The 22,369-nt window shown below is 72.3% G+C and carries 15 protein-coding genes; 8 read left to right on the top strand and 7 right to left on the bottom strand.

The window, feature by feature from the left end:
* Positions 1 to 60: 60 nt before the first annotated feature.
* Together ACFV9T_RS38855 and ACFV9T_RS38850 are read right to left on the bottom strand one after the other, a co-directional pair.
* The gene (locus ACFV9T_RS38855; RefSeq protein ID WP_385447520.1) at positions 61 to 3,360 is read right to left on the bottom strand and encodes a tetratricopeptide repeat protein; all 3,300 of its coding nucleotides are present in this window, start codon (positions 3,358 to 3,360) and stop codon (positions 61 to 63) included.
* A 258-nt stretch (positions 3,361 to 3,618) separates the two neighbouring features.
* Positions 3,619 to 4,311, bottom strand: coding sequence for a GPP34 family phosphoprotein (locus tag ACFV9T_RS38850; protein WP_385447518.1), 693 nt, complete (start codon positions 4,309 to 4,311; stop codon positions 3,619 to 3,621).
* Positions 4,312 to 4,399: 88 nt separating this feature from the next.
* Here ACFV9T_RS38850 and ACFV9T_RS38845 point away from each other — a divergent pair, with 88 nt between their 5' ends.
* Positions 4,400 to 6,433, top strand: a complete 2,034-nt coding sequence (locus tag ACFV9T_RS38845) for a thioredoxin domain-containing protein (protein WP_385447516.1) — start codon at positions 4,400 to 4,402, stop codon at positions 6,431 to 6,433.
* A gap of 761 nt (positions 6,434 to 7,194) precedes the next feature.
* Here the strand turns inward: ACFV9T_RS38845 and ACFV9T_RS38840 are convergent.
* Together ACFV9T_RS38840 and ACFV9T_RS38835 are read right to left on the bottom strand one after the other, a co-directional pair.
* Complete coding sequence (locus ACFV9T_RS38840; RefSeq protein ID WP_385447514.1) at positions 7,195 to 7,818, bottom strand: TetR/AcrR family transcriptional regulator; 624 nt, start codon at positions 7,816 to 7,818, stop codon at positions 7,195 to 7,197.
* A 26-nt stretch (positions 7,819 to 7,844) separates the two neighbouring features.
* Positions 7,845 to 8,552, bottom strand: a complete 708-nt coding sequence (locus tag ACFV9T_RS38835; protein ID WP_385447512.1) for a hemolysin III family protein — start codon at positions 8,550 to 8,552, stop codon at positions 7,845 to 7,847.
* Between the two features lie 245 nt (positions 8,553 to 8,797).
* On the opposite strand from ACFV9T_RS38835, the gene ACFV9T_RS38830 reads away from it, so the two are divergent.
* Both ACFV9T_RS38830 and ACFV9T_RS38825 read left to right on the top strand, forming a co-directional pair.
* Complete coding sequence (locus tag ACFV9T_RS38830) at positions 8,798 to 10,708, top strand: phosphoenolpyruvate carboxykinase (GTP) (RefSeq protein WP_385447510.1); 1,911 nt, start codon at positions 8,798 to 8,800, stop codon at positions 10,706 to 10,708.
* Between the two features lie 177 nt (positions 10,709 to 10,885).
* Positions 10,886 to 12,076 carry a mandelate racemase/muconate lactonizing enzyme family protein gene (locus tag ACFV9T_RS38825; RefSeq protein ID WP_385447509.1) on the top strand — a complete coding sequence of 397 codons (1,191 nt, stop codon included), beginning with the start codon at positions 10,886 to 10,888 and terminating at the stop codon, positions 12,074 to 12,076.
* A 9-nt stretch (positions 12,077 to 12,085) separates the two neighbouring features.
* On the opposite strand, the gene ACFV9T_RS38820 is transcribed toward ACFV9T_RS38825, so the two are convergent.
* The 3 genes from ACFV9T_RS38820 to ACFV9T_RS38810 all read right to left on the bottom strand — a co-directional run bounded on the left by ACFV9T_RS38820 (position 12,086) and on the right by ACFV9T_RS38810 (position 14,395).
* Positions 12,086 to 12,595, bottom strand: a complete 510-nt coding sequence (locus tag ACFV9T_RS38820) for an O-acetyl-ADP-ribose deacetylase (protein WP_385447507.1) — start codon at positions 12,593 to 12,595, stop codon at positions 12,086 to 12,088.
* A 93-nt stretch (positions 12,596 to 12,688) separates the two neighbouring features.
* Complete coding sequence (locus tag ACFV9T_RS38815) at positions 12,689 to 13,099, bottom strand: hypothetical protein (protein ID WP_385447505.1); 411 nt, start codon at positions 13,097 to 13,099, stop codon at positions 12,689 to 12,691.
* Positions 13,100 to 13,183: 84 nt separating this feature from the next.
* Positions 13,184 to 14,395 carry a pyridoxal phosphate-dependent aminotransferase gene (locus ACFV9T_RS38810; RefSeq protein WP_385447503.1) on the bottom strand — a complete coding sequence of 404 codons (1,212 nt, stop codon included), beginning with the start codon at positions 14,393 to 14,395 and terminating at the stop codon, positions 13,184 to 13,186.
* Positions 14,396 to 14,693: 298 nt separating this feature from the next.
* On the opposite strand from ACFV9T_RS38810, the gene ACFV9T_RS38805 reads away from it, so the two are divergent.
* From ACFV9T_RS38805 to ACFV9T_RS38785, 5 genes are all read left to right on the top strand, one after another.
* Positions 14,694 to 16,310 carry an ABC transporter substrate-binding protein gene (locus ACFV9T_RS38805; RefSeq protein WP_385447501.1) on the top strand — a complete coding sequence of 539 codons (1,617 nt, stop codon included), beginning with the start codon at positions 14,694 to 14,696 and terminating at the stop codon, positions 16,308 to 16,310.
* Between the two features lie 5 nt (positions 16,311 to 16,315).
* The gene (locus ACFV9T_RS38800; protein WP_385447499.1) at positions 16,316 to 17,275 is read left to right on the top strand and encodes an ABC transporter permease; all 960 of its coding nucleotides are present in this window, start codon (positions 16,316 to 16,318) and stop codon (positions 17,273 to 17,275) included.
* Positions 17,272 to 18,183 carry an ABC transporter permease gene (locus ACFV9T_RS38795; protein WP_385447497.1) on the top strand — a complete coding sequence of 304 codons (912 nt, stop codon included), beginning with the start codon at positions 17,272 to 17,274 and terminating at the stop codon, positions 18,181 to 18,183. The genes ACFV9T_RS38800 and ACFV9T_RS38795 overlap by 4 nt, the downstream gene beginning before the upstream one ends.
* Positions 18,183 to 19,889: a dipeptide ABC transporter ATP-binding protein gene (locus tag ACFV9T_RS38790; RefSeq protein WP_385447495.1), complete on the top strand. Its 1,707-nt coding sequence runs from the start codon at positions 18,183 to 18,185 to the stop codon at positions 19,887 to 19,889. Before ACFV9T_RS38795 ends, ACFV9T_RS38790 begins: the two co-directional genes overlap by 1 nt.
* Positions 19,890 to 20,285: 396 nt before the next feature.
* Complete coding sequence (locus ACFV9T_RS38785) at positions 20,286 to 22,292, top strand: CocE/NonD family hydrolase (RefSeq protein WP_385447493.1); 2,007 nt, start codon at positions 20,286 to 20,288, stop codon at positions 22,290 to 22,292.
* Positions 22,293 to 22,369 lie beyond the last annotated feature (77 nt).

Here is a 22,369-nt window from a genome sequence, read left to right as displayed (position 1 = left end):
GGGGCCAGGCGCGGGCCCAGGACCGGGTTCAGGCGCGGCCCCAGACGCGCGGGGCCGGGCTCAGGCGCGGGGGCCGTCGGACAGCACGGCCATGACCTCGCGGGAGCGGCGGCTCGGCACCATGCCGAGCTGCCATGCCTGCCACCCCGTTTCCGGCTCCACACCCCGCTCCAGCACCAGCGCGAACGCCTCCGCGCACCCCTCCAGCCGGGGATCCCCGCCCCTCCCGGCTTCGCCCGGCTCCCGTAGCTCCCGGAGCAGCTCCGCCAGCTCCTCCTGCGCCACCGCCGTGCCGATGACCGAGCCGCCCGCCGAGGCGAACGGCAGCAGCGTGCAGCGCAGGAACCGGGCCCAGGAACCACCGCGCCGGTCCCCGTACCCCGCGAACAGCCGGGCCGCCTCGTCGACCAGCTCCAGTGCCTGCACCGCCCGGCCGTTCCCCGCGTCGATCACCGCCAGCTCGACGCATGACCACGCCTCGCCATGGGCCACGCCCACCCGGTGGAAGTCCTGCCGCGCGTCTTGCAGCAGCTGCCGCGCGAAGCCGCTGTTGCGCAGCGAGCCGGTCTGCGCCGCCCGCAGATCACGGGTGACCCGCGCCGAGTGGTGCCGGGCACACGCCAGCCCGTACACATCGCGCATCCGGCTGAACATCGTGCGCGCCCGCTCCAGCTCGCGGACCGCCGCGTCCCGGTCGCCGCGCTCCTCCAGCGCCTGGCCCAGGTAGTACAGGGTCCAGGCCTCACCGCGCGCGTCCTCGTTCTCCCGATGCCGGGAGAGGGCCTGGCGCAGCTGGTCCACGGCCGCCGACGGCTCCCCGGCCACCAGCCGGGTCCGGGCCAGCTGGGTCAGCGCCCAGGCCTCACCGCGCTGGTCGTGGGTGCGGTGGTACGCGCCCAGCGCGTCCCGCAGCTCGGCCTCCGCGCGCGACACGTCGCCCATCCGCAGACACGCCTGCCCGAGCTGGAAGTGCGCCCACGCCTGGCCGTGCAGGCTCTCGGACTCCCGGTGCAGCTCCAGGGACTGCCGCAGCAGGTCCAGCGCCTCGGCCAGCTGCCCGCGGTCCCGCTCCACGGCGGCCAGCGCGTGCATCGTCCACCCCCGGTCCCCGCGCAGCGGCTCGGACGTCTGCAGGGCCAGCGCCTCGCGCAGCTTCGCCGAGGCCTCCACCAGATTCCCCTGGTGGTGCAGGGTGATGCCGAGGCTGCACAGCGCCCGGGCGGCCCCCGCCTCGTGCTGGGCCTCGAAATACAGGTCGACCACCGAGGACAGCGTCGTACGGGCCTGGTCCAGCTCGCCGAGCTGGCGGGCGGCGATACCGGTGCGCCACTGCACGGACCGCACCAGCAGCCCCTGGTCGACGGCCTGGGTCAGCTCGCTGATCTCGCCGAGCCGGTACAGGTCGCCGCGCAGCAGGCAGTAGTCGCACAGGGCGCCCAGCAGATGCAGCACCGCGGACTGGTCCACGCCCTCCGCGTGGCGCAGCGCCGCCGTGATGAAGCTCGACTCGTCGTCGAGCCAGCCCAGCGCCGCGTCCAGCGAGGTGAAGCCGTGGCCGCCCGCCGTGCCCTTGGTGAAGACGTCGGCGCGGGTGGACGTCTTGCCGTCGACCAGCCGGATCACCGAGTCCGCCAGCTCGGCGTAGCTGCGGATCAGCCGCTCCTGGGCGGCGGTGCGCTGCTCGGGCTCCTCCTCGTCCGCCAGCCGGGCGGCGGCGAACGAGCGCACCACGTCGTGCAGCCGGTAGCGGCTGCCGCGCACGTGCTGGATCAGCCCGGCGCGGCTCAGCGCGTCCAGATGGCGGGCCGCCTCCTGCTGATCGGCGCCCAGCAGCGCCGCGGCAGCCGCCGCGCCCATGCTCGCCCGCCCGGCGAGCGCGAGGCGCCGCAGCAGCCGCCGGGCGGCGTCCTGCTGGTCGGTGTAGCGCAGCCACAGGGTGCGCTCGACCGGGCCGACCGGTCCGTACGCCTCCAGGTCGGTGGCGAGGGCGGCGGGGGTGCGCGGGCCGAGGGAGGAGCCCGCGATCCGCAGCGCGAGCGGCAGCCGCCCGCACAGCTCGGCGATCCGCTCCACGGACTGCCCGTCGTACGGACCGGGCCCGGCCGGATTCTCGGCGGAGACCCGCAGCAGCTCCTCGGCGCCCGACTGGTCCAGCGGGCCGACCTCCAGCCTGTGCACCCATGCGGCCAGATCCGGCGGCAGGGTGAGCGGGGTGCGCGAGGTGACCAGGATCAGGCTGTCGGACCGCTCCGGGACCAGCGTGGACACCTGCTCCGCGTCGCTCGCGTCGTCCAGGACGATCGTGACGGGCAGCCCGGTCATGTGCTGGTGATACAGCTCGATGAGCCGCTTGAGGTGCTGGTCCTGACCGGTCCGCTCCCGGAAGAGCAGCTGGTCGCGGGGTGCCCCGAGCCGGTTCAGCAGATGCAGCAGCGCGTCGCGGATCGACAGCGGGGCCTGCTCGGTGCTGTCCCCGCGCAGATCCACCAGGCACGCGCCCCGGAACTGGTCGCGCAGCTCATGGGCCGCCCGCACGGCCAGCATCGTGCGGCCCGAGCCCGGCGGGCCCTCCAGCAGCACCACCGTCGGCTTGGTCTCGGTGCTGGCCCGCGCCTGGTGCACCCACTGGGCGATCTGGGTGGTCTGCGCGCGGCGCCCGGCGAACGGGCCGTCCGCCTGGGGGAGATGGCCGAAGGACTGCTCCAGCACGGTGCGCCTGCGGGCCGCCTGGCTGCGGTCCGCGCCCCGCAGCCGCGGCGCCTGCCCGCCGGCCGGGAAGCCGGAGCGCTTGGGGGAGCCGCCGCCCTGGCGGGTGGCGGCCGAGGTCATCCGGTGCTGGTCGATGAACGGCCGGATGCCGCGCACCTCGACCGCCGTCAGCCACTGCAGCCGGAGCTGCTCGGGCCCGCCGGGCTGGTTGCGCAGCGCCGCCTGGCGGTGGGCGGCGGGCCAGTGCGCCGCGGTGAGCTTGAGGACGGCCGCGGCCGACCCCGCCACGCCCGCGGTCACGCCCGCGCCCAGCGCCGTGCCCGCCGACGTGCCGAAGGTGAGGTCCGCGCCGAAGGCGGCGACCGCCGCCACCCCCGCGGCCAGCGCCGGGGTGGCCAGCCGCCCGCGCCCCAGCATCGCCGAGAGCGGTCTGCTGCCCGCCTCCGCCTCTTCCAGCGCGCGCACATACGCGCCGTACTCCTCGGCCGCGGTCGCCGCCATCTCGTCCAACGAGCCCCGCGCGCGGGTCAGCAGCACCCCGCCGTCCGTGCGGCCGCCCGAGCGCCGCACCTCCTCCTCGACGGCCCGCGTCAGCAGCCGCTCGACCTCCGTCCGGTGGCTGTCCCGCAGCACGGCCAGTGAGCCCGGCATGTGATCCCCCTCCTGCACGAGCGCCACGCGTGAATCGCGCGTTGCTCCCCAAGTCTTCCCCTTCTGCCTCATTTCCGGCAGCCCTGTGGATAACTCCCCCTGTGGACAACCCGCCTGCCCCGCGCGGTGGGCCATACCCGGGCCCAGCGCGTGGGGGCGCTTCGCGCGCTGGGAGCGCGCGGCGGCCGTGGTCGAACGAGACGTTCGAGACGGTGCTCCAGCTCTTCAGCGGGCCACGTCTACGGGCCGCGCCTGACGTCAGCTGCCCGCGATGACCGTCGTCGTCACCGTCACCGCGATCATCGTCGCCAGTGCTTCCTCCGCGGCCTTCACGGCGTTGCGCACCGCCGTCGCGGCCCACTGGCCCTGGGCGATCGACTCCATGGCCGCCACGACCCGGCGCGAGTCGGCGTCCGGGAAAACCAGGCGGTGCAGTTTCGCTCCGTGCAGCAGGGCCACCAGGCTCGCCGTGCGGGTGTCCGGCGCCGCGCCCTGGAGGACGACCGCGTCGAGGCGCTGCCGTACCGCCGCCTCCACCGAGCCGTCGGCCTCCGGGTAGCGGCGCACGGGGAAGAGGCCGAGCACCTTCTTCCTCTCCTCCCGGACCAGCCCCTTCTCGACCAGGCCCGTGTTCGCCCGGGCCACCGTGTCCGTCTTCAACTGGGCGATCCAGTCCTTGGCCTTGCGCGGCCTGTCCTTGCCACCGATGGCGGCGAGCGCGCTGTCGAGGGCGGGCTCGCCCAGTGGCGCCGCGTCGACGACGCTGACCTTGTCGTCGGTCACGTCGATCCGGCCGGCCAGGGCGAGTTCCACCAGCGAGGCAGCGGAGATCGCCAGAGCCACCTTCGCCGACTCCTTCGCGGTGCCGGATTCGTCGTCCAGCGAGAGGAGCAGGAGCTGCTCTCCCAACGTGGTGGGCGGTTCCGCGGGCGCTTCTATCGGTGTGTGCATTCCACCAGTGTCCGGTGCCGCGGCGGCGGTTGCGGTGGGGAGCGGCGAGCTTCGCGGCCGGAGTTTTGTGGTGTGAGAGGCTGGCCGCATGAATCGGTTGGGTGGCGCGACCTCGCCCTATCTGCTCCAGCACGCCGAGAATCCGGTCGATTGGTGGCCCTGGGAGTCGGGTGCCTTCGAGGAGGCGCGTCGGCGCGGTGTACCGATTCTGCTGTCGGTCGGCTACTCGGCGTGCCACTGGTGTCATGTCATGGCGCACGAGTCCTTCGAGGACGCCGAGACAGCCGAGTACCTGAATGCCCACTTCGTCTCCGTCAAGGTCGACCGCGAGGAGCGGCCCGACGTCGACGCCGTGTACATGGAGGCGGTGCAGGCGGCTACCGGGCAGGGTGGGTGGCCCATGACGGTGTTTCTGACGCCCGACGCCGAGCCCTTCTACTTCGGTACGTACTTCCCGCCTCTGCCCCGGCCCGGGGTGCCCTCCTTCCGGCAGGTGCTGGAGGGGGTCCGGGCCGCGTGGGCCGACCGGCGGGACGAGGTGCGGGATGTGGCCGGGAAGATCGTGCGGGATCTGGCCGAGCGCACCGGTATCGCGCTGGGGTCCGGTGCGCCGCAGCCGCCCGGTGAGGAGGATCTGGCCGCCGCGCTGATGGGGCTGACCCGTGAATTCGACGCGGTGCGGGGCGGGTTCGGCGGGGCGCCGAAGTTCCCGCCGTCCATGGCGCTGGAGTTCCTGCTGCGGCACCATGCCCGGACCGGGTCCGAGGGTGCGTTGCAGATGGTGCAGGCCACCTGTGAGGCGATGGCCCGCGGCGGTATCTACGACCAGCTCGGGGGCGGGTTCGCGCGCTACTCCGTTGATGCGGAATGGATCGTTCCGCATTTCGAGAAGATGCTCTCGGATAACGCGCTGCTGTGCCGCGTGTACGCCCACCTCTGGCGGGCCACCGGCTCGGACCTCGCGCGCCGGGTCGCGCTGGAGACCGCCGACTTCCTGGTCCGCGAGCTGCGCACCGAGCAGGGCGGATTCGCCTCCGCGCTGGACGCCGACAGCGACGACGGCACCGGGCGGCACGTCGAGGGCGCGTACTACGTGTGGACGGCCGGGCAGCTGCGGGAGGTGCTGGGCGAGGCGGACGCCGAGCAGGCCGCCGCGTACTTCGGGGTGACCGAGGAGGGCACGTTCGAGGCGGGCGCCTCCGTGCTTCAGCTGCCCGACGGCGCGCGCCCGGCCGACGCTGCTCGGCTCGCCTCTGTACGGGAACGGCTGCTGGCCGCGCGGGAGCGGCGGGAGCGGCCCGGCCGCGACGACAAGATCGTGGCCGCCTGGAACGGGCTGGCCATCGCCGCCCTCGCCGAGACCGGCGCCTACTTCGACCGCCCGGACCTGGTCGAGGCCGCGACCGAGGCCGCCGACCTGCTCGTACGCCTCCACATGGACAACGGCGGGCGGCTCGCCCGCACCTCGCTGGGCGGCGCCGTGGGCGGCCACGCGGGTGTGCTGGAGGACTACGCGGATGTGGCCGAGGGCTTCCTCGCCCTGGCCGCGGTGTCCGGCGAGGGCGTGTGGGTCGAGTTCGCGGGGCTGCTCCTGGACACCGTGCTGCACCACTTCGCCGCCGAGGACGGCACCCTGTTCGACACCGCCGACGACGCGGAGACGCTCATCCGGCGGCCCCAGGATCCGACCGACAACGCCGTCCCCTCGGGGTGGACGGCGGCCGCCGGGGCGCTGCTGTCCTACGCCGCCGTCTCGGGTAGCGGGCGCCATCGGGAGGCGGCCGAGCGCGCGCTGGCCGTGGTACGGGCGCTGGGGGCGCGGGTGCCGAGGTTCATCGGCTGGGGTCTCGCGGTGGCCGAGGCGCGGCTGGACGGGCCGCGCGAGGTGGCCGTCGTCGGACCGGACGGCGACCCCGCGACCCGCGCCCTGCACCGGGCCGCGCTGCTGGGCACGGCGCCGGGCGCGGTGATCGCGGTGGGCGCGCCCGGCTCCGACGAGGTGCCGCTGCTGGAGGGGCGCGTGCTGCTGGAGGGCCGCCCGGCGGCGTACGTCTGCCGCCACTTCACCTGTGACGCCCCGACGGCGGACGTGGACGCGCTGACGGCCCGCCTCGGCGGCTGACGCCGGGGACGGGGTGGGTTTCCCGGGCACCCTGCCCGCCGAGGACCGACAGCGGCCCGTACGGAGCGCGCTGCGGGGGCGACGTGCCGCGCCGGGACGGCCGGGCCGACGCCGGTCGGCGGTTCCCCTGCCGTACGTCCGGGGCGGGGTCGTGTGGCACTACCGGCGCGGCGGGGTAGCCCAGCTTGGCGTCGCGCCGAATCGCCCCCTCGCCGGAGGCGGCGCAGGGCGGTGCCGTGCGGGACCCGTGCCCCGGGGCGGCGTCGTGCGACGGGGGTGGCGGGGGCGCCGTTGTTCGGGGCCGGTGTCCCGGGGTGGGCCGGGTCAGGACCGTGAGACCACGGCCCCTGGGGTGGGCCGAGGCGGGGCCGTGTGCCTGGTGCGGTGGGGTGGTCTGGGGTGGTGTTGTGCGGGGCCGGTGTCCCGGGGTGGTCCGAGCGGTGTCGTGCGACCGGTGTCTCCGGGGTGCTCCGGGCGAGGTCGTGGGACCGCGGTCCGGTTTGGCGTTGCGCGGGGTGGCCCCGCTCGGAGGTGGCGCAGGGTCGTGCCGTGTGGGACGGGTGCCCCTCGGGTCGGTCCGAGATGGTGTTGCGCGGGGCCGGTGTCTCCGGGGCGGTCCGGACATCGGGGCGGTCCGGGGGCGTTGTGTGCGACCGGTGTCCCCGGTGTCCCCGGTGTCCCCGGTGTCCCCGGTGGGGCCGGGGTCCCCGGTGTCCCCGGTGTCCCCGGTGGGGCCGGGGTGGCGTCGTGCGGTCGCGGGGCTACAGCGGGAGGCCTTTGGCCAGCATGGCCAGGGCTCGGTCGATGCTGTCCTCCACGGCTTTCACGCCGTGGCGGTCGAAGCCGTGGAAGACCGCTTCCTGGAGCGCGCCCAGGACCGCTCCGACGAGCACCCGCACCTCCAGGTCCTCCGGTGACCGGCCGCTGCGCTCGGCCAGGGCCTCGCCCATCAGGACCCCGGTCTTGGCCATGCCCTCGCCCATGCGGGCGCGCAGTGCCGGGACCTGGCGGATCAGGGTGAGGCGGGTCAGCATCTCCGCGCGCTCGTCATCGGTGAGCTGCCGCGCCATGTCGATCAGGACGCGCCGCAGGGAGGAGACCGGCGGCTCGTCCAGCGGCCGGTCACGGAGCGCGGTGGCGATGGCCTCGTCGTACTCGTCCGTGAGGACGATGTCCTCCTTGGTGGGGAAGTACCGGAAGACGGTGCTGGGGGAGACGTCGGCGGCCTCCGCGATCCGGTCCACCGGGGTCGCCTCGTAGCCCTGTTCCGCGAACAGCCGGTAGGCGGCCCGCCGGATCGCCTGCCGGGTCTGGATCTTCTTGCGTTCGCGCAGTCCGGGCCGGGGCTCGGGGGGAGTGGTGTGTGCGGAGGCCATACTGATCATTGTCGGGCACCCGAGGGCGGCCGGGGTCAGGAATGTTGGTAGGCGACCAGGGAGATGCCGACGTAGTGCACGACGAAGGCGGCGAGCGTGAGGGAGTGGAACACCTCGTGGAAGCCGAACCAGCGCGGTGAGGGGTTGGGGCGCTTGGTCCCGTAGATCACCGCGCCCGCGCTGTAGAGCAGGCCGCCGACGACGATCAGTGTCATGACGGCGATGCCGCCGGTGCGCAGGAAGTCCGGCAGGAAGAACACCGCCGCCCAGCCCAGGGCGATGTAGCACGGGGTGTAGAGCCAGCGCGGGGCGCCGACCCAGAACACCCGGAAGGCGATGCCCGCGAGCGCTCCGGCCCACACCAGCCACAGCAGCAGCTGCTGTTTGCCGTGGGGGAGGAGCAGCATCGTGAAGGGCGTGTACGTGCCCGCGATGATCAGGAAGATATTGGCGTGATCCAGACGGCGCAGCACCGCCGTGGCGCGCGGGCCCCAATTGCCCCGGTGGTACAGGGCGCTCGTGCCGAAGAGCGCGCACGCGGTGAGGGTGAAGATGCCGCACGCGACGCGTCCCCGGGGGCTGTCGGCGAGCGCGGTGAGCACCACTCCCGCGATGAGCGCGGCGGGGAACATGCCAGCGTGCAGCCAGCCGCGCAGCATGGGTTTGAGGGGGAGCGGGGCTGCCTCGGGCCCTGGGGATGGGTCAACGGCGGCGTCGGGCGCGGCTGCAGTCATGGCGCTCATGCTACCGACGCCACCGTACGTTACCGGTCAGTGTCGAGTGGTGATGGTCACGAAGGTGCCCACTGGACAGATGGCCCGCGTCGTCGGATGATCAAATGAGCGCGGTCGGCACCGGATGAGCTGAGCATCCGGGTCGCAGCCCCCAAGGGGTAGCTGTCTCCACATGCGGATGTGCGTGCACATATCCGCCCAAACCCTCAAACCAAGACGCCGGAGCAGTGCGGTTCCGGCGGGATGGAGCGATCGTGGCGCCCAGCAATGTGGCATCTACCCTCACCACGGCCCCGACCAGCCACCAGGAACTGATCGCCTGGGTCGGCGAGATCGCCGCCCTCACCCAGCCCGATGAAGTGGTCTGGTGTGACGGTTCGGAGTCGGAGTACGACCGCCTGTGTGCGCAGCTCGTCGAGAAGGGCACGTTCAAACGGCTCGACCCGATCAAGCGCCCCAACTCGTACTACGCGGCCTCCGATCCCAGCGATGTGGCGCGCGTCGAGGACCGCACCTTCATCTGCTCCGAGAAAGAGGCGGACGCGGGCCCGACGAACCACTGGAAAGACCCCGCCGAGATGCGGAAGATCTTCGCGGGTGAAGCGGGTGAAGCGGGTGAAGCGGGTGAAGCGGGTGAAGCGGGTGAAGCGGGTGAAGCGGGTGAAGCGGGTGAAGCGGGTGAACAGGGCATATTCCGCGGCTCGATGCGCGGCCGCACCATGTACGTGGTCCCGTTCTGCATGGGCCCGCTCGGCTCGCCGCTGTCCGCGATCGGCGTGGAGATCACCGACTCCGCGTACGTCGCCGTCGCGATGCGCACCATGACCCGCATGGGACAGGACGTCCTCGACGTCCTGGGCGACAAGGGCTTCTTCGTGAAGGCCGTCCACACCCTGGGCGCCCCGCTGGAGCCGGGCCAGGACGACGTTCCGTGGCCGTGCAACAGCACCAAGTACATCTCGCACTTCCCGGAGTCGCGCGAGATCTGGTCGTACGGCTCCGGCTACGGCGGCAACGCGCTGCTGGGCAAGAAGTGCTACGCCCTGCGCATCGCCTCCGTCATGGCGCGTGACGAGGGCTGGCTCGCCGAGCACATGCTGATCCTCAAGCTTACCCCGCCGCGCGGGGAGGCCAAGTACGTTGCCGCGGCGTTCCCGAGCGCGTGCGGCAAGACGAACCTCGCGATGCTGGAGCCGACCATCCCCGGCTGGACGGTCGAGACGATCGGCGACGACATCGCCTGGATGCGGTTCGGCGAGGACGGCCAGCTGTACGCGATCAACCCCGAGGCGGGCTTCTTCGGCGTCGCGCCCGGCACAGGTGAGCACACCAACGCCAACGCGATGAAGACCCTGTGGGGCAACTCCGTCTTCACCAACGTCGCGCTCACCGACGACGGCGACGTGTGGTGGGAGGGCATGACCGAGGAGCCGCCCGCCCACCTCACCGACTGGAAGGGCAACGACTGGACCCCGGCGAGCGGGACGCCCGCGGCCCACCCCAACGCCCGCTTCACCGTGCCCGCCGGACAGTGCCCGATCATCGCGCCCGAGTGGGAGGACCCCAAGGGCGTGCCGATCTCGGCGATCCTCTTCGGCGGCCGCCGCGCCAGCGCGGTTCCGCTGGTCACCGAGTCCTTCGACTGGCAGCACGGTGTCTTCCTCGGCGCGAACGTGGCGAGCGAGAAGACCGCGGCCGCCGAGGGCAAGGTCGGCGAGCTGCGCCGCGACCCGTTCGCGATGCTGCCCTTCTGTGGCTACAACATGGGCGACTACATGGGCCACTGGGTCGAGGTCGGCAAGGACAAGGACCAGGCGAAGCTCCCGAAGATCTACTACGTCAACTGGTTCCGCAAGAACGACGCGGGCAAGTTCGTCTGGCCCGGCTTCGGCGAGAACAGCCGCGTCCTGAAGTGGATCGTGGACCGGCTGGACGGCAAGGCCGACGGGGTCGAGACGCCCATCGGCATCCTGCCGACCAAGGAGGCCCTGGACACCGACGGCCTGGGGCTGGGCGACGAGGAGCTGGACTTCCTCCTCACCGTCGACAAGGAGGTGTGGCGCGAGGAGGCCGCCCTGGTCCCCGAGCACCTCAACACCTTCGGTGAGCACACGCCCAAGGAGCTGTGGGACGAGTACCGGGCGCTGGTTCAGCGCCTGGGCTGAACCCCACGTGTATGAACAGGCTGGGGCCCGCACCGCACGGTGCGGGCCCCAGCCTGTGGACGGCCTGTTCACGGACGTGATCAAGGGGAGTCCCTACACATGGGGGCTGGACGGTTTTCGGTGCGGCGACGGATGGTAGGCCCTGGACACCAGCACGATGCACGAGGAGAGCCCCGCATGAGTGTCGCGCCCAGTGAATCCGTCGCCTTCAAACCCTTCGCCTCCGCGCCCGGCGAGGCGAGCACCGACCGGGTCTCGGCGATCCGGCTCTCCCTGGTGTATCTGCCGCTGCAGGCCCCCATCAGCGACGCCAAGGTACTGACCGGGAGGCAGAAGCCGCTCACCGAAGTGGCCTTCCTCTTCGCGGAGATCAGCACCGAGGGCGGCCATCAGGGGCTGGGCTTCAGCTACTCCAAGCGGGCCGGTGGGCCCGCGCTGTACGCCCACGCCCAGGAGATCGCGCCCGAGCTGATCGGCGAGGACCCCAGCGACACCGGCCGCCTGTGGAACAAGCTGGTGTGGGCGGGCGCGTCCATGGGCCGCAGCGGGGCCGCCGTGCAGGCGGTCGCCGCGTTCGACATCGCGCTGTGGGACCTCAAGGCCCGGCGGGCCCGGCTGCCGCTGGCCAAGCTGCTGGGCGCGCACCGCGACGCGGTCAGCGTCTACAACACCTCCGGCGGCTTCCTCTCCACGCCCATCGAGCAGGTGCTGGAGAACATCGACCTGGCACGCTCCCGGGGCGTCGCCGGGATCAAGCTCAAGGTCGGCTCGCCGGACTGGCGGGTGGACCTCGCCCGGGTGGAGACCGTACGGGAGCATCTGGGCGACGGCGTTCCGCTGATGGTGGACGCCAACCAGCAGTGGGACCGGATCACCGCGACCCGCGTCGGCCGGGTGCTGGAGAAGTTCGACCTGACGTGGATCGAGGAGCCGCTCGACGCGTACGACGCCGAGGGCCACGCGGCCCTCGCCGCCACCCTGGACACGCCCATAGCCACCGGCGAGATGCTGACCAGCGCGCATGAGCACGCGGCGCTGATCGAGGCGGGCTCCGCCGACTTCGTGCAGCCCGACGCCCCGCGGGTCGGCGGCATCACCCCGTTCCTCCAGATCATGACGCTCGCCGACTACAAGTGCCGCAGCCTCGCCCCGCACTTCGCGATGGAGATCCACGTCCATCTCTCGGCGGCCTACCCGCGCACCGCGTGGGTCGAGCACTTCGAGTGGCTGGAGCCGCTGTTCAACGAGCGGCTGGAGCTGCGCGACGGCCGCATGGTCATCCCCGACCGGGCCGGTCTCGGCCTCTCGCTCAGCGATCAGGCGGCGGCCTGGACGAAGGAAGCGGCCCGCTTCGGCGAAGGTGCTTAAGGAGCAGAACTAGCCGGTCTGCGCCGTGAACGCCGCGTACGCGGGCTCGTCGAAGAGGACGAAGCGCACCTCTTCGACGCCCGTGTCCGCCGCGCGGACGACTTCCACCGCGATCCGGGCGGCGTCGTCCATCGGCCAGCGGTAGACGCCGGTGGAGATCGCCGGGAACGCGACCGTCCGCGCGCCCAGTTCATCGGCGACGCGCAGGGACTCGCGGTAGCAGGACGCCAGGAGGTCGGAGCGGTCCTCGGTGGCGGACCACACCGGCCCCACGGTGTGGATGACCCAGCGGGCGTCGAGCCGCCCCGCCGTCGTGGCCACGGCCTGGCCGGTGGGCAGCCCCTTGCCGTAGTGGGAGGCGCGCAGATCGCGGCAGGCGTCGAGGATCTCGGGCCCGCCCCGCCGGTGAATGGCCCCGTCGACCCCGCCGCCGCCGAGCAGCGAGGAGTTCGCCGCGTTGACGATGGCGTCGGCGCGCTGCGCGGTGATGTCGCCCTGGACGAGGGTGATGGTGGTCATGGCTCCATCGTGGGCCATGGGCCCCGGGCTCGCCGAAGGGGTTTCAGACGGTGAGGGTTTCAGGCGGTAAGCGCTTCAGGGACGGCGAGGGCTTCAGACGGTGACGCCCAGGGCCGCCGCATGCGCCTCCAGACGCTCTGCGGTCAGCGCGGTGGCCGCCGCGTCGTCGCGCGAGGTGGCGATGACCAGGGCCCAGCCCGCCACGGTATGGGCGCGCTGGTGGAGGGCGGCGACATGGGCCGGGTCGGCGTCGGCCGTGGTGGGGGCGGCGCGCAGCGGGGCGCGGCCGCCCCGCAGCCGTATGACCTGGTCGGCCAGGCGCTCCGCCGCCTCGTCCAGGGCCGGGTCCGGGGTGAGGACACGCAACTCGTCGGTCACGGTCAGCAGCGCGGTCAGATGTCCGGCGAGCCTGATGTCCAGCTCCTCCTCGCGGGAGCGGTGCGGGAAATCAGGCTCGGGCTCGGCCATGGTGTGGACCGACTTGGTGCGGATCGGCTCGTACATGGATGGCCTCCAAACGTTCAGGAGACCATCCTAACTTAGACGCAGTCTAAAGTTGAGCCCTCTACAGAAACTCGTTCAGGCTTCTCAGGGCTGGCTGTAGCCGTCGAGGAAGTTCCCGATCCGGGTCACCGCTTCGGCCAGGTCCTTCTTGGCCGGGAGGGTGACGATGCGGAAGTGGTCCGGTTCCGGCCAGTTGAAGCCCGTGCCGTGCACGATCATGATTTTCTCGGCGCGCAGCAGGTCGAGCACCATCTGCCGGTCGTCCTTGATCTTGTAGACCTTGGGGTCCAGCTTCGGGAACGCGTACAGCGCGCCCTTCGGCTTCACGCAGCTCACGCCCGGGATCTGGGTCAGCAGCTCGTACGCCGTGTCGCGCTGCTCCAGCAGCCGCCCGCCCGGGAGCACCAGGTCGTTGATCGTCTGACGGCCGCCGAGGGCTGCGGCCACCGCGTGCTGTGCGGGCATGTTGGCGCACAGCCGCATGTTGGCCAGGATCGTCAGCCCCTCCAGATAGCTGGAGGCGTGGGCCTTGGGGCCGCAGACCGCGAGCCAGCCGCTGCGGTAGCCCGCGACGCGGTAGGCCTTGGAGAGCCCGTTGAACGTCAGCGTCAGCAGGTCCGGGGCGAGGGTGGCGGTCGGGGTGTGGGTGGCGCCGTCGTAGAGGATCTTGTCGTAGATCTCGTCGGAGCAGACGATCAGCTGGTGGCGGCGGGCGATGTCGGTGATGCCGCGCAGCACCTCTTCGCTGTAGACGGCGCCCGTCGGGTTGTTCGGGTTGATGATGACGATCGCCTTGGTGCGGTCGGTCACCTTGCGCTCGATGTCGGCGAGGTCCGGCAGCCAGTCCGCCTGCTCGTCGCAGCGGTAGTGGACGGCGGTGCCGCCCGCGAGCGAGACCGAGGCGGTCCACAGCGGATAGTCGGGGGAGGGCACCAGGACCTCGTCCCCGTCGTCCAGCAGCCCCTGCATCGACATCTGGATCAGCTCGGAGACGCCGTTGCCGAGGAAGACGTCCTCGACGTCGAGGTGGATGCCCTGGGTCTGGTAGTGCTGCATCACCGCGCGCCGGGCGGAGAGCAGTCCCTTGGCGTCGCCGTAGCCGTGCGCGTCGCCGAGGTTGCGCAGCATGTCCTCAAGGATCTCCGGCGGGCAGTCGAAGCCGAAGGTTGCCGGGTTTCCGGTGTTGAGCTTGAGGATGCGGTGACCCGCTGCCTCCAGTCGCATCGCCTCCTCAAGGACCGGGCCACGGATTTCGTAGCAGACGTTGGCGAGCTTCGTGGACTGGATCACCTGCATGTCGGCCACCTTACGGCGGAGTATCCGGCCACGCTCGGTGTTTTTCACCACGTGGACAGCGCATGGGCGGCGTGCGGACGGTGTACGGGAGCGCTCCACGGCGGCGCCGGGCGCTTCGCGCCCCCTCCGCGCGGGCCGGTAACAAGTGTGTTACCCCCGTTAATTTCCGCGAACGAAGGGTTGGCCTGGGCGGAACCGCTGGCTATCGTTCACGCACCTCACCCAATCGTTCAGCTGAACGAATCGTCTGAACGAATCGTCTGAACGAATCGCCCTCGAAGCGAAGGTGCCCCCGTCCATGTCCGAGACCTCCCTCCGATCAGACCCCGGGGCGTCCGGGATACCGCGGCGGTCGGTGCTCGCCGCCGCGGCCGCGGGCGGCGGTGCCCTCGCCGGGTCCGCCCTGCTCACCGGCTGCTCGGGCGCCGCGTCCGCCTCCCCGACCGAGGCCGTGCCCAGCCGCGGCCCGGCCGGACGCCCCGCCCCCGGGGGCACCCTGCGCATCGCCCGGCCGCCCGCCTCCGACGCCGAGACGCTGGACCCGGCGAGCGCGCTGTCCGCGTACGAATACCTCGGCGCCCTCTACAACCGGCTCGTCCGCGTCGACACGGACGGCAGGACCGTCCCCGACCTCGCCGAGTCCTGGGAGCCCGACGCGAAGGCCAGCACCTGGACCTTCCGGCTGCGCCGGGGCGTCACCTTCCACGACGGCTCAGCCCTCACCTCCGCCGACGCCGCCTACACCCTGCGGCACATCCTCGACACCGCGACCGCGTCCCCGCAGGGCCCGGTGCTCGCCCCGCTCGTCGACCCGAAGCGGCTGCGCACCCCCGACGCGCACACCCTCGTGATCCCGCTGAAGAGCCCGCACGCCGAGTTCCCCAGCCTGCTCACCCACTACAACTGCTACGTCATCCCGGACGGCAGCGCGAAGTCGATCGGCCGCACCGGCATCGGCACCGGCCCCTTCAAGCTGGCCTCCTTCACCTCCGCCGGACCCGGCCGGGTCGTGGCGTACGGGGACCACTGGGCCGGGCGCCCGGTGCTGGACGCCATCGACTTCTTCTCCGTCGCCGATATGCAGGCGCGGGCCAACGCCCTGCTCGCCGGGCAGGTCGACCTGCTCTCCCAGACCAACCTCGACTTCGCCACCGCCCGCGTCGTCGCCGCCTCCAGCCGCGCCACCATCGCCCGCTCGAAGAACGCCCAGTGGTACGTGCTGCCGATGCTCACCACCGAGAAGCCGTTCACCGATGTGCGGGTCCGGCAGGCCATGAAGCTCGCGTACGACCCCGAGCACATCCGGAAGGTCGCCCTCCAGGGCGCGGGCACGCTCGGCTGGGACAACCCCGTACCGCCGAACGACCCCGCCCACATCGCCGCCCACCCCGACCACGACCCCGAGCGGGCCCGCCACCTGCTCAAGCGGGCCGGGCACGAGCGGCTGGCGGTGGACCTCTACACGTCCTCGTACGACCCGATCTTCACGCCGATGGCGCTCGCCTACCAGGAGTCCGCCGCCCGCGCCGGGATCCGGGTCCGGGTCAAGACCGCGGCAGCCGACTCGTACTACACCCAGATCTGGATGAAGAAGCCGCTCATGGCCACCTACTGGTACACCGGGCGCCCCGTCGACCAGCTCCTCAACCAGGTCTTCCGCAGCGGCTCCTCCTACAACGAGACCGCCTGGTCGGACAAGGAGTTCGACGCGCTCCTCGACCGGGCCCGCCGCGAGACCGACGGGGGCCGCCGCCGCGAGCTGTACGGGCAGGCGCAGACCCTGATCGTCGAGCGCGGCGGGGCGATCACCCCGATGTTCGCCGACCGGCTCACCGGCATCTCGCGGGACGTGCGCGGCTACACCGAGCACGGCTTCGAGTTCGACTACCTCGGCATCGGCCTGAAGGGGGCGTGAGAAGCGTGTTCACCTTCATCGCCCGCCGCGCAGCCGCCGCGCTCGGCACCTTGCTGCTCTCCTCCGTGATGGTCTTCCTGGCCGTCCAGGCGCTGCCCGGCGACGTCGCCACCCAGGTGCTCGGCAAGGACGCCACCCCCGACGCGGTCGCCGCGCTGCGCAAGCAGATGGGGCTCGACCAGCCCGCCTGGGAGCGCTACTTCGACTGGATCAAGGGCGCCCTGCACGGCGAATTCGGCACCTCGCTGGTCACCACCAAGCCGGTGGGCGGCGAGGTCGCCCAGTACCTCGGCAACTCCGCCCTCATCGCCGTCGTCACCGTCCTTTTCGCGGTCACCGGCTCGCTCGTCCTCGGCATCCTCGCCGGGCTCTACCGCGACCGCTGGCCCGACCACGTGATCTCCACGGTCAGCCTGGTGGGGATGTCCATCCCCGAGTTCGTCGTGGCCACCCTGCTGGTGCTCGCCTTCTCCGTCGCCATCCCCGTGCTGCCCGCCGTGGTGCTGTACGGGCCGGGGGCCTCCACAGGAGAACTGCTCCCGGCCGTCTGGCTGCCCGCCGCGTCGCTCGCCATCGTGATGGCCGCGTACATCGTGCGGATGGCCCGTACGTCCGTCATCGACGTCATGGCGAGCGAATACGTCACCACAGCCCGCCTCAAGGGGCTGTCCACCTGGCGCGTGGTCACCCGGCACGCGCTGCCCGGCGCGCTGCTGCCCACCCTCCATGTGATCGCGCTCAATGTGGCGTGGCTGGTGGGCGGGGTCGCCGTCGTCGAGAACGTCTTCAACTACCCCGGCATCGGCAAGCTGCTGCTCACCTCCGTACAGAACCGCGACCTGCCGGTCATCCAGGCCATCGCGCTCATCAGCGCGGTCGTCTACGTCGTCTGCAACCTCGCCGCCGACCTCGGCTCCATGGCCCTCAACCCCAAGCTCCGCACCCGAGGAGGGAGGATCCGTTGAGCACGCTGAAGCCGTCTGCCACGGCCCCCGTTCCCCCACCGTCTGCCCGCTCAAGGACCGCTGGCCCCGCCGCCCGTGTCTGGCGCACCGTACGCTCCTCCCGGCCCGCCGCCATCGGGCTCGCGATCGTCGCCGTCCATGTCGTGATCGCGCTGCTCGCGCCGCTGCTCACCCCGTACCACCCCACCACCGGCGACGCCGCGCACGCGCTGCTCGGGCCCGGCGCCGACCACTGGGCGGGCACCGACCAGTACGGGCGCGATGTACTGACCCGGGTGCTGTACGGCGGGCGGTACGCGCTCGGCGTCTCCGTCACCGCGACCCTCCTCACCATCGCGCTGGGCACGGTCCTCGGCTGCGCGGCCGCGCTGCGGGGTGGCTGGCTGGACGATCTGCTGATGCGGATCCTGGACGCGGTGCTGTCCATCCCCGCGATCCTCGTCCTGCTGGTCATCGTCACCGCGCTGGGCACCGGCTCCGGGGTCATCGTGCTGGCCATCGGCGTCATCTGCGTGCCCCAGGTGGTACGGGTCGTACGCGGCGCCGCGCTCGCCGTCGTCCCCCAGGACTACGTCACCGCGGCGCGCGCCCGGGGCGAGGGGACGTGGGCGATCCTGCGGCGCGAGGTGCTGCCCAACATCACCGATGTGGTGTGCGTCGAGTTCGCCATGCGGGCGTCGTGGGTCGTGCTGCTGATCTCGTCGCTGTCCTTCCTCGGCTTCGGCGCCGATCCGCCCACCCCGGACTGGGGGCTCATGGTGTCCGAGAACCGCACCGCCATCACCGTCGTGCCGATGGCCAGCCTCGCGCCGATCATCGCCCTGGCCACGCTGGTCGTCGGGCTCAACCTGGCTGCCGACGGGCTGTCCAAGGCGTGGGGCGTCGACCGCATCCGGGAGGGATCCTGATGAGCGCCATCGTCTCTGTGGCGGGTCTTGGTGTCGCCTACCGATCGGGCGGGCGGGATGTTCCCGTCGTCCACGATGTCTCGTTCGACCTCGCGCCGGGTGAGACCCTCGCCCTCGTCGGCGAGTCCGGGAGCGGCAAGTCCACCGTCGCCGCCACGCTGCTGGGCCATCTGCGGCACGGCTCGCGGCTTACGGGCGGCACGGTACGGGTCGACGGGCGGGACGTCTTCGCCCTTCCGGCGCGGGAGCTGCGGCGGCTGCGCGGCGGCACGGTCGCGATGATCGCCCAGAACGCGGGCCAGGCCCTCACCCCCTCCATGCGCGTCGGGCGGCAGATCGCCGAGGCGGGCGGCGATGTGCCCGTCACGGAGCTGCTTGAGCAGGTCCGGCTGGAGCGGCCCGCTGTGCTGGCCCGCCGCTATCCGCACGAGCTGTCCGGCGGACAGCAGCAGCGGGTCGCCATCGCCATGGCTATCGCCACCCGGCCCAAGGTGCTGGTGCTGGACGAGCCCACGACGGGGCTCGACGTCCTCACCCAGCGCTCCGTGCTGGACCTGGTCGGCTCGCTGCGCGACGAACTCGGCCTCGCGGCCGTCCTTGTCAGCCATGACTTGGGTGTCGTCGCGCGGATGGCCGACGATGTTTGCGTCCTGCGTTCGGGGCGGGTCGTCGAGGCCGCCTCCACTCGGCGGCTCTTCGCCGCCCCCGCCGACCCGTACACCCGCCGCTTGCTCGCCAGCGTGCCTCGGCTGAGCGATACCGGGCTGGCGGTTGTGGGCGATGACGGCACGCGGGAGGTGCGGGCGAAGCGGGCGGTGCCCGATGACGCGGCTCGGTCCGTCGACGTCCGGGACGTCACTATCGATTACGGCTCCTCGCGGGCTGTTCACGGCGTCTCCTTCCAGGTGCGGCGGGGCGAGGTGCTGGCCCTGGTCGGCCAGTCGGGGAGCGGCAAGTCCACCCTTGCGTGGGCGCTGGCGGGGCTGCGGGCGCCGTCGGGTGGCGCGATGACCCACGAGACCGGCGACCTGGGCTCTTCCGCGCGGCGGCGACCGCTTGCGCTCCGCCGCAAGATCCAGCTCGTCTTCCAGAACGCCGATACGTCGCTGAATCCGCGCCGCTCGGTGGGTGATGCGGTGCGGCGGCCCCTGCGGTTCTTCGGCGCTGTCTCCTCGCGTGACGAGGCGGCCTCGCGGGCCCGCGCCCTCATCTCCGACGTCCGCCTCGACCCGGACTTCGCCGACCGGCTCCCGGCGCAGCTCTCCGGCGGGCAGCGGCAGCGCATCGGCATCGCGCGGGCGCTGGCAGGTGAGCCGGATGTGCTGATCGCGGATGAGATCACTACGGCGCTGGATGTGTCGGTGCAGGCGGATGTGTTGCGGCTGCTGGATGACTTGCGGCGGGAGCGGTCGCTGGCCTGTCTTTTCATCAGCCACGACTTGGCGGTGGTGCGGGGGATCGCTGATCGGGTGGTGGTGCTGCGGGGTGGGGTGGTGGTGGAGGAGGGGCCGACGGATGCGGTGTTCGCTGACCCCGGCCATCCGTATACGCGGCAGCTGATGGCCGCCGCGCTGGAGCCCGACCCCGATGCGGTGGCCCCTGCCGGGGTGGCCGACGCCTGGGCGGATGCCGCCGAGTCGGGTGCGGTCTGGGACGACTTGGGTGATGGCCATCGTGTGCGGCGCTGGCGGTTCGCGGATGATTAGCCCCCACCCCGCCCCTTCCCGCAGCATCGATATGCGGCTCCGCCGCGCGGGGGGCGATGCCCCGGACCCCGCACCGGCGTTGCCCCTCGAGGTCTCGTCGCCGCGCGCGGGCCGGTGGGTGGGTTGTGCCCACCCGTCCCGCCCCGCGGAACGATTGCCCACAACGTGGCGGATATCTGCCGCGTCGTTGGGGGCCGAGGGCGGATGCGCCCCAGCTTTCAGCCCGCGTACCCCCCAACCCCCTGCCGGGACATCCCAGCCCTCCGGGCGTACCACCCAGCCCCTCCGGCGATTGAGGAGCGGGGGTTCGGGGGCGGAGCCCCGGGTTCGGGAAGGGGCGGGGTGGGGGGACGGCTCGCCGCAGGCGTTGACACAGCAGGCTAGGTAAGGAGACACGTGAGGTACCGCGAGACGTTCGACCGTGAGGTGCGGGTCGAGGACGTATGGATTCCGACCCGCGACGGAACCCGGCTGCACGCCCGGATCTGGCGCCCGACCGACGCGCAGACCACCCCCGTACCCGCCCTCCTCGAATACCTCCCGTACCGCAAGAGCGACTGGACCGCCCCGCGCGACGCGCAGCGTCACCCCTGGTACGCGGGGCACGGCTACGCCTCCGTACGCGTCGACCTGCGCGGCAGCGGCGACTCCGAGGGCGTGATGCGCGACGAGTACGATGAGACGGAGCTGGCGGACGGCGTGGACGTCGTCAACTGGCTGGCCGAGCAGCCCTGGTGCACCGGCAAGGTGGGGATGTTCGGGATCTCGTGGGGCGGGTTCAACGCGCTGCAGATCGCCGCCCTGCGCCCCGAGCCGCTGAAGGCGATCGTCACCGTCTGCTCGGCGGACGACCGTTACGACAACGACGTCCACTACATCGGCGGCGCCGTCCTCGGCATCGACATGCTCGCCTGGGCGGGCACGATGCTTGCGTTCACGGCCCGCCCCCCGCACCCCACCTCCGTCGGCGAGGACCGCTGGCTGCCGATGTGGCGGGAGCGGCTGGACGCGCTGGAGCCGTATCTCCACACCTGGCTCGCCCACCAGGAGCGGGACGCGTACTGGCGGCACGGCAGCGTGTGCGAGGACTACGCGGCGGTCGACGCCGCCGTGCTCGCGGTCGGCGGCTGGGCCGACCCGTACCGGGACACCGTGCTGCGGCTGGTGGAGCACCTGGACGCGCCCGTACGGGGGCTGATCGGCCCGTGGTCGCACCAGTACCCGGACCGGGGGCTGCCGCCGGGCCCGGCGATCGGGTTCCTGCAGGAGACGCTGCGCTGGTGGGACCACTGGCTGAAAGACCAGCCGACCGGCGTCATGGAGGAGCCGCTGCTCCGGGCCTGGATCAACGACCCGGTGCCGCCCGCCACCTCGTACGCGACCATGCCCGGCCGCTGGGTCGGCGACGACACCTGGCCCGCCCCCTCCGTGACCTGGGACGAACGCCCCCTCGGCGGCGGCACGGAACCCGTGATCGTACGCTCCCCACTCCACACCGGCCTCGACGCGGGCCGCTACTTCCCCTTCGGCAACGCCACCGATCTGCCGCCGGACCAGCGCGAGGAGGACGGCCGTTCGGTCTGCTTCGACTCGGCGCCGCTCGATGAGCGCGTGGAGATCCTGGGCCGCCCCCGCGTACGGCTGCGGCTCGACAGCGCGACCCGGCGCGCCCATGTCATCGCGCGCGTCTGCGACGTGGCGCCGGACGGCTCGTCCACCCTCGTCACTCGCGGAGTGCTCAACCTGATGTCCCGACACGGCCGCGAGAAGGCCGTGGAGTGGGAGCCGGGGCGTGAGGAGGACGTCGAGTTCGAGCTGAACGGGACGGGGTACGCCTTCCCGCCCGGGCACCGTGTCCGGGTCGCGGTCTCCGACGCGTACTGGCCGTGGGTCTGGCCGCACGGCGAGCGCGGACAGCTGACCGTACGGCCCGCCGAGAGCGCGCTGCTGCTGCCCGTACGGGATCCGGGCGCGGACGCCGCGCGGGCCCCGATCACCTTCGAGGAGCCCGAACAGGCCACGCCGCTGGCCATCACCGTGGACGCGCCCGCCGAGCCCCGGCCCGAGCGGACCGTCACCCATGACGTCGCCACGGGGGAGTGGGTGCTGGACGTGGACCCCAACTACGGCGGTTCGCGTACGTACCCGGACGGGCTGCGGTACGAGGAGAGCGCCCGCGAGACGTACCGCATCCGCTCCGGCGACCCGCTGTCCGCCGTGGCAAGCTCGCGGTGGACCATCCGGCTGCGGCGCGAGGGCTGGGACGCGGAGATTCACACCTCGACGGAACTGCGCGCCACCGCATCGGAATTCATCATGGACAGCAGCGTCGAAGCACGGGCGAACGGAGAGACAGTGGCAAGCCGCGCATGGCAGCACACCATCCCGAGGACGTCCGCGTGACGTCCTCGTCCGAGCGCCGCCCCGCGCGCCGCGCCGTACCTCGGTCGGCCCGCTCCCGGCAGCCGACCGAGGTACGG

Origin of the sequence: Streptomyces sp. NPDC059850, assembly GCF_042731515.1 — a bacterium.
In the GTDB taxonomy this organism is placed as follows: Bacteria; Actinomycetota; Actinomycetes; order Streptomycetales; family Streptomycetaceae; genus Streptomyces.
This window is presented reverse-complemented; position numbering and strand designations above follow the sequence as displayed.

What these genes read in the sequence shown, in the direction of transcription:
- ACFV9T_RS38855 (WP_385447520.1), bottom strand. Translation starts at nt 3,360, where the DNA reads ATGCCGGGCTCACTGGCCGTGCTGCGGGACAGCCACCGGACGGAGGTC.
- ACFV9T_RS38850 (WP_385447518.1), bottom strand. Translation starts at nt 4,311, where the DNA reads ATGCACACACCGATAGAAGCGCCCGCGGAACCGCCCACCACGTTGGGA.
- ACFV9T_RS38845 (WP_385447516.1), top strand. Translation starts at nt 4,400, where the DNA reads ATGAATCGGTTGGGTGGCGCGACCTCGCCCTATCTGCTCCAGCACGCC.
- ACFV9T_RS38840 (WP_385447514.1), bottom strand. Translation starts at nt 7,818, where the DNA reads ATGATCAGTATGGCCTCCGCACACACCACTCCCCCCGAGCCCCGGCCC.
- ACFV9T_RS38835 (WP_385447512.1), bottom strand. Translation starts at nt 8,552, where the DNA reads ATGAGCGCCATGACTGCAGCCGCGCCCGACGCCGCCGTTGACCCATCC.
- ACFV9T_RS38825 (WP_385447509.1), top strand. Translation starts at nt 10,886, where the DNA reads ATGAGTGTCGCGCCCAGTGAATCCGTCGCCTTCAAACCCTTCGCCTCC.
- ACFV9T_RS38820 (WP_385447507.1), bottom strand. Translation starts at nt 12,595, where the DNA reads ATGACCACCATCACCCTCGTCCAGGGCGACATCACCGCGCAGCGCGCC.
- ACFV9T_RS38815 (WP_385447505.1), bottom strand. Translation starts at nt 13,099, where the DNA reads ATGTACGAGCCGATCCGCACCAAGTCGGTCCACACCATGGCCGAGCCC.
- ACFV9T_RS38810 (WP_385447503.1), bottom strand. Translation starts at nt 14,395, where the DNA reads ATGCAGGTGATCCAGTCCACGAAGCTCGCCAACGTCTGCTACGAAATC.
- ACFV9T_RS38805 (WP_385447501.1), top strand. Translation starts at nt 14,694, where the DNA reads ATGTCCGAGACCTCCCTCCGATCAGACCCCGGGGCGTCCGGGATACCG.
- ACFV9T_RS38790 (WP_385447495.1), top strand. Translation starts at nt 18,183, where the DNA reads ATGAGCGCCATCGTCTCTGTGGCGGGTCTTGGTGTCGCCTACCGATCG.